This window comes from Streptomyces sp. AC555_RSS877 (assembly GCF_019049245.1).
Lineage (GTDB): Bacteria > Actinomycetota > Actinomycetes > Streptomycetales > Streptomycetaceae > Streptomyces.
This window is the reverse complement of record NZ_JAGMUK010000038.1, coordinates 144,802-150,801: the sequence shown is the minus strand read 5'-3', so window position 1 is coordinate 150,801 and position 6,000 is coordinate 144,802. Positions and strand designations below refer to the sequence as shown.

Sequence of the window (6,000 nt, the reverse complement as noted above, 5' to 3'; positions counted from 1 at the left end):
GGAGGGGGGGTGGCGGCGGAGGCGGGGGCGGAGTCGGCGTGGGCGTCGGATGCGGGTGGGCCGGCGCCGGCTGCGGTGCCGGTGGAGGCGGCTCGGGCGTCGGCGTGGGCCGCGGTTTCGGCGGTGGAGGGGGTGGGGGTGGTTCCGGAGTCGGGGTCGGGGTCGGGGTCGGAGTGGGAGTGGGTGTCGGGCACGGCGGAGGTGGAGGCGGAGGCGGAGGTGGGCACGCCGGGGGAGTCGGCCAGGTGAGACTCCCGGCGACCGCCACCGCCTGCGTGCCGTCCGGCCCTGTCGAGGCGGACGCGCAGGCGTCGGCCATGGCCACCTCGGCCGGCGCGCCCACGAGCAGCCACGTCAGTGTCAGCAGGGAAAACACCCGTATGGCGACGGCGGATCGGGTCGGTTCGGGTCGATGCACGACGGAGATCATGAGGCCTTGGGGGGCCTCGCACGTCCGGTCAGGAGGGGATTGCCCCGAAAGAGGGAATGGCGGGGCCACAGGTTTCGGAAAGAAATGTGCGGGGCGGTTGAACACAACCGTGGCTCCCACGCGTACTCATGGTCGTGCGGCGGCGCAGCAGGGCGTTGCAACACCTTTGAAAGTATGGGGAGTTGACGATGAAGACCTCCTGGCGGAGCGCATCACTCGTGGCGAGCGCTGCGGCGGTGCTGGCGCTGACGACGGCGTGCGGCCAGGAAAGCGGCACGCCGTCGACCGGCAGCCAGAACGTCGGCGCGACGGCCGCGGCGGGCGATTACACCGTCGGCGGCATCGGTACCGGTTCCACGGCCTCGGGCACGAGCACGGCGGAGGCCGGGCAGGGCGCCGCGGCCCAGACGTCCACCGCGGGCGAGCTGAACGTGTCCACCAACGCGGAACTCGGCAACGTGCTGACCGACAGCGCGGGCCTCACCCTCTACCGCTTCGACCAGGACACGGCCGAACCGCCGAAGACCAACTGCGACGGCGACTGTGCCACGGCCTGGCCGCCCGTCCCCGCGGACGACGCCGAGGCGGGCGCCGGTGTAGACGAGGCGTTGCTCGGCGAGGTCACCCGCGCCGACGGCACCAAGCAGCTGACCATCGGCGGCTGGCCGGCGTACCGCTACGCGAAGGACACCAAGGCCGGCGACGTCACCGGCCAGGGCGTGGGCGGCAAGTGGTACGCGCTGGCCCCCGACGGCAAGAAGGCGAAGCAGGCCGACCTGCCCGGGCTGTCCACCCGCAAGGACGCGGAGCTCGGCGAGATCGTCGTGGACAAGAACGGCCACACGGTCTACCGCTTCATGAAGGACACGCAGTGGCCGATGTCCACAAAGTGCACCGGTGACTGCCTGGACAAGTGGCCGGTCGTCGCGCCGGTCGACGCCAAGGACACGAAGGGCATCGATCTGCAGGGGTCCACCCCCAACCGGGGCTACGTGGTCTTCGACCGCCCCGACGGCATCAAGCAGCAGTCCATCGACTGCGTACCGATCTACACCTTCGCGGGTGACAAGAAGCCCGGCGACACCAACGGCCAGGGCGTCGGCGGCACATGGTACGCCGTGGCACCCGACGGAAAGCCGGTCGGAGCGCCCGAGCAGTAGAGACGGCGTCCCGATCCACCGGTCCGCCCCCTCCGCGCCGCACGGAGGGGGCGGACCGGTTTGCCGTCATTCCCCGCAACTCCCCGCGAGTCGCCCGCCCGATTCCGGATACGGGCGCGGACCACCGGGGTGTCGCGGGCACTTTTCGTGCAGTATGCGGCGGGGCATCAATTCGGCACGTGCCGCAGGCAGTGACCGGGAACGGATGGTCAATTTCCGTTTCTGCTCGCTCCATTGGCGGGCGATCAGTAGCCTCTGCTTTCGAACACCGGATCGCCTACGCCTTGGAGAGATAGATGGAGCGTCCCGCCTGGGCCCCACGAAGCATCGACATCTCGGTGCCGAGCGTTTCGCGCATCTACGACTACTACCTGGGCGGTTCGCACAACTTCGAGGTCGACCGGCAAGCGGCCCGCAAGGCCATGGAGTTCATGCCGGGACTTCCGAAGATCATGCAGGCGAACCGGGCGTTCATGCGCCGGGCGGTGCGCTTCGCCGCGGACGAGGGCATCACCCAGTTCCTGGACATCGGCTCGGGCATCCCGACCTTCGGAAGCGTCCACGAGGTGGCCAGGGCGACCTGCCCCGACGCCCGCGTGGTGTACGTCGACCACGACCCGGTGGCGGTGGCGCACAGCGAGGCGGTCCTCGCCGGCGTCGACGGCGCGGGCGTGGTCGCGGCCGACCTGCGCAAGCCCCGCGAGATCCTCGCGAGCCCCGAAGTGCAGCGGTTGATCGACCCCGACCGGCCGGTGGCGCTGCTTCTCGTTGCCATACTGCACTTCGTGGAAGACGCGGACGACCCGTACGGAGCGGTGGCCGAACTGCGCGACGCGCTCGCGCCGGGCAGCATGCTCCTCCTGACGCACGCCTCGTACGAGGGAATCCCCTTGCCGCCGAAGCGGGCGGAGGGCGCGGTGGACGTGTACAAGGACATTCGCAACCCGCTGATCATGCGCTCGCGCGAGGAGATCGCGCGGTTCTTCGAGGGATACGACATGGTGGAACCCGGACTCGTGGCGCCGCCGCACTGGCGGCCGGACACCGCACCGGAGGACGAGGATCCGTATGCGTTCTCCGGGTTCGCGTGCGTGGGGCGTACGGCGTGAGCGCGGAACCGGACGGGCCCGAGGACAGACTGCGGCGGTTCGCGACGATCTGGAGCCGGGCGGTGTTCCCGGTGACCTCGACGTCCGCGACCCGGCCAGAGTTCGAGAAACAACTGCTCCCGCTGGCACGGCGGTTGAGTGACGCGCTGCGGGCGCGGGTCTTCGACGCGGACGAGGCCAAGGCGCTGGGCGCGGCCCTGGTCGCCGCGCACTGCACCGACCCGGACGCGCTGGGCCGCACGCTCGACTGCGTCGACGCCTACCTGGTGCTCTACTGCGGCGAGGGGGGCGACCAGGAGGACCTGCGGGCGCGCGCCGCGCGGCTCCAGCACGCCATGGCCGCCGGGTTCGCCCAGGCGCTGCGCGAGCGGACGCTGGCCGAACAGGAGGCCATCGCGCAGGCGGCGTTGCAGGCGCAGGGCGTGGTCGCCCAGGCGCTGCACGCCACCGAGGCCCGCTTCCGCGCGGTCTTCGAGGGCGCCGCCATAGGCATCGGCATGGCCGACCTCGAAGGCAACATCCTCCAGGTCAACGGAGCGCTGCTGCGCATGTTCGGCGTCTCCGAGCAGACCATGCGCGGCCGCAACGTCATGGAGTGGACCCACCCCGAGGACGCGCCCCAGACCTGGCACCTCTACGACGAACTCGTCCGCGGCGAGCGCGAGCACTACCACGTCGAGAAGGCCTTCTACCGCCCCGACGGAACGGTCCTGTGGACCAACCTGACGGTCTCCCTGCTGCGCGACGCCGACGGTGAGCCGCAGTACCAGCTCGCCCTCATGGAGGACACCACCGAGCGCCGCCTGCTCAACCTGCGGCTGCGCTACGAGGCCACGCACGACGCGCTCACCGGCCTGCCCAACCGCACCTTCTTCTTCGAGCGCCTGGAGAAGGCGCTGGGCGCAGGGAAGGACCAGCGCTTCGGGCTGTGCTACCTCGACCTCGACGGCTTCAAGACCATCAACGACAGCCTCGGGCACGCGGCCGGCGACCGGCTCCTCGTCGAGATCGCCGACCGGCTGCAGTCCTGTGCGACCGCGCCCGGCGAGATGGTCGCCCGGCTCGGCGGTGACGAGTTCGTGGCGCTGACCACCGGGCCGGAGACCGAGCGCGAGGTCGACGAACTCGCCTCGCGGATCATGAACGCGCTGCTCGCCCCCGTCAGCGTCGACGGCCGTGAGCTGACCGTGCGCGGCAGCATCGGCATCGTCGAGGGCCCGGCGGGAGAGCGCAGCCCGGCGGAGGTGCTGCGCAGCGCCGACATCACCATGTACCGGGCCAAGTCGGCGGGCGGCAACCGTTTCGAGCTCGCCGACGCTGAGGCCGACGCCCGCGCGATCACCCGGCACGGACTGACCACGGCGCTGCCGACGGCCCTGGACCGGGGCGAGTTCTTCATCGAGTACCAGCCGCTGGTCCACCTCGGCGACGGCAGCGTGCGCGGCGCCGAGGCACTGGTGCGCTGGTTGCACCCGCAGCACGGCGTCCTCGGCCCCGACCGGTTCATCCCGCTCGCCGAGCACACCGGGCTGATCGTTCCGCTGGGGCGCTGGGTCCTCGAACAGTCGGTGCGCCAGGCGCGCGAGTGGGCCGAACGGCACACCGGCACGGGGCCTTTGCGGATCAACGTCAATCTCTCGCCCTGCCAGCTGACGCACCCCGGTCTGGTGCAGGACACCGTCGACATCCTGGAACGCATGGGCGTCCAGCCCGAGGCGCTCTGCCTGGAGGTCACCGAGTCGGCGCTGATCGGGGCCGACGACGACCTGCTGAAGCCGCTGCGGCGCCTGGCCGAGATGGGCGTCGACATCGCCCTGGACGACTTCGGCACCGGCTACTCGAACCTGGCCAACCTGCGTCGCCTGCCGGTGAGCATCCTCAAGCTGGACCGCTCCTTCACCCAGAGCATGCAGCAGTTCCCGGCGGACCCCGTCGACCTCAAGATCGTCGAGGGGATCGTTTCGCTTGCCCACAGCCTGAACCTCACGGTGACGGTGGAGGGCGTGGAGACCGGCGCCCAGGCCGAGCAACTGCGGATACTGGGCTGCGACACCGCCCAGGGCTGGTACTACGCCCGTCCCGGCCCGCCGGAGCGGCTGCACGAACTGGCACTGGTGGACGCGACGGGCTGAACGGAGGCCGTGTGGCGCGTCCCGGCGCGCCCCTGGACGGGGTGACGGTCACCGTCATGGTCGACGTGGGTGTCGGCGCACGACCGGCCGGCGGAGCACACGCGGGCTGGGACAGCGAGGAGCACCGTCCCGCCCGGCTGAGTGGCGCCCCTCACGCCGACCGTTCGGAACCGGCCGTCCTCAGCGCTCCAGCAGCATCCGTTGCAGTTCGCGCGCTGCCCGCGGTGGGGCCACGTCACTGCGGTGCGCGAGGGCGATCGCGCGGTGCAGTCCGGGGCGGGCCAGCGGGGTGACCCGCAGGCCGCGCCCGGAGCGGGCCGCCACCATGCGGGGGACGACGGCCATGCCGAGGCCGGCCCGGACGAAACCGAGGACCGCGTCCATCTCTCCGCCCTCCACCGCGAAGTCCGGCTCGAAGCCTTCGGCGCGGCACGCGGCCACCGTCAGCTCCCGCAGGTCGTAGCCGTGCCGGAACATCACCAATCGCTCGCCCTCCAGGTCGGCGACGCGCACGGTGCGCCGGCCCCGGCCCGGCTTGGGGGCGTCCGGGGAGGACACCACGACGAGGTCCTCGCGCAGCAGTTCCACCGTGGTCAGCGCGGGCGAGGGCGTCGGCAGTGGGAGGACGACGAGGGCCAGGTCGAGGGCTCCGCGGGCGAGTTCCCGTACGAGATCGTGGGAGCCGCCCTCCTCGATCAGCAGCCGGATCCCGGGATAGCGGTCGTGGAAGGCGCGCAGAACGTCCGGTAGCAGGCCCGTGCACAGACTCGGCGTCGCGCCCAGCCGGACGCGGCCGCTGCGCAGCTGCACCAGTTCCTGCACCTCGTGCCGGGCGGTGTCCGCGTCCGCGAGGATGCGCCGGGCCAGCGGCAGCAGCGCCTCGCCGGCGTCGGTGAGCTTGATGTTGCCGCGTGCCCGCAGGAACAGGTCCGCGCCCAACTCCCGCTCCAGCGCCTTGATCTGCTGTGACAGGGACGGCTGGGCGACATGCACCACCTCGGCAGCCCGGGTGAAGTGCCGGGTCTCGGCCACGGCAACGAAGTACTGGAGTTGCTGGAACTGCATGGCTCCACGATAGCCGCAGGCTATGGAATCAAGCCGGACCATGTCTTGGACCGATCGGCGGTGCGCCCGTAGCGTGCTGTGACATGGCTCTGGCAACGCGGACG

General features: G+C 71.3%; 4 protein-coding genes and 1 pseudogene. 3 read left to right on the top strand and 2 right to left on the bottom strand.

Translation table 11 applies throughout. The annotated features are described in order from the left end of the window. A pseudogene (locus tag KUM49_RS16895) lies at window positions 1–227 on the bottom strand (hypothetical protein); the annotation flags it as partial. Between the two features lie 391 nt (window positions 228–618). On the opposite strand from KUM49_RS16895, the gene KUM49_RS16890 reads away from it, so the two are divergent. The 3 genes from KUM49_RS16890 (at window position 619) to KUM49_RS16880 (ending at window position 4,831) form a co-directional block, all read left to right on the top strand. Next, window positions 619–1,590 carry an SCO0930 family lipoprotein gene (locus tag KUM49_RS16890; RefSeq protein WP_217237676.1) on the top strand — a complete coding sequence of 324 codons (972 nt, stop codon included), beginning with the start codon at window positions 619–621 and terminating at the stop codon, window positions 1,588–1,590. Window positions 1,591–1,886: 296 nt separating this feature from the next. Then, window positions 1,887–2,699 carry an SAM-dependent methyltransferase gene (locus tag KUM49_RS16885; protein ID WP_217237675.1) on the top strand — a complete coding sequence of 271 codons (813 nt, stop codon included), beginning with the start codon at window positions 1,887–1,889 and terminating at the stop codon, window positions 2,697–2,699. Then, window positions 2,696–4,831, top strand: a complete 2,136-nt coding sequence (locus KUM49_RS16880) for a bifunctional diguanylate cyclase/phosphodiesterase (RefSeq protein ID WP_217237674.1) — start codon at window positions 2,696–2,698, stop codon at window positions 4,829–4,831. The genes KUM49_RS16885 and KUM49_RS16880 overlap by 4 nt, the downstream gene beginning before the upstream one ends. Before the next feature lie 180 nt (window positions 4,832–5,011). Here KUM49_RS16880 and KUM49_RS16875 read toward each other — a convergent pair whose 3' ends face one another. Next, window positions 5,012–5,896, bottom strand: a complete 885-nt coding sequence (locus KUM49_RS16875; RefSeq protein WP_217237673.1) for a LysR family transcriptional regulator — start codon at window positions 5,894–5,896, stop codon at window positions 5,012–5,014. Window positions 5,897–6,000: the final 104 nt, after the last annotated feature.

Coding starts and splice junctions, on each gene's coding strand:
- KUM49_RS16885 (WP_217237675.1), top strand. CDS start 1,887: ATGGAGCGTCCCGCCTGGGCCCCACGAAGCATCGACATCTCGGTGCCG.
- KUM49_RS16875 (WP_217237673.1), bottom strand. CDS start 5,896: ATGCAGTTCCAGCAACTCCAGTACTTCGTTGCCGTGGCCGAGACCCGG.
- KUM49_RS16890 (WP_217237676.1), top strand. CDS start 619: ATGAAGACCTCCTGGCGGAGCGCATCACTCGTGGCGAGCGCTGCGGCG.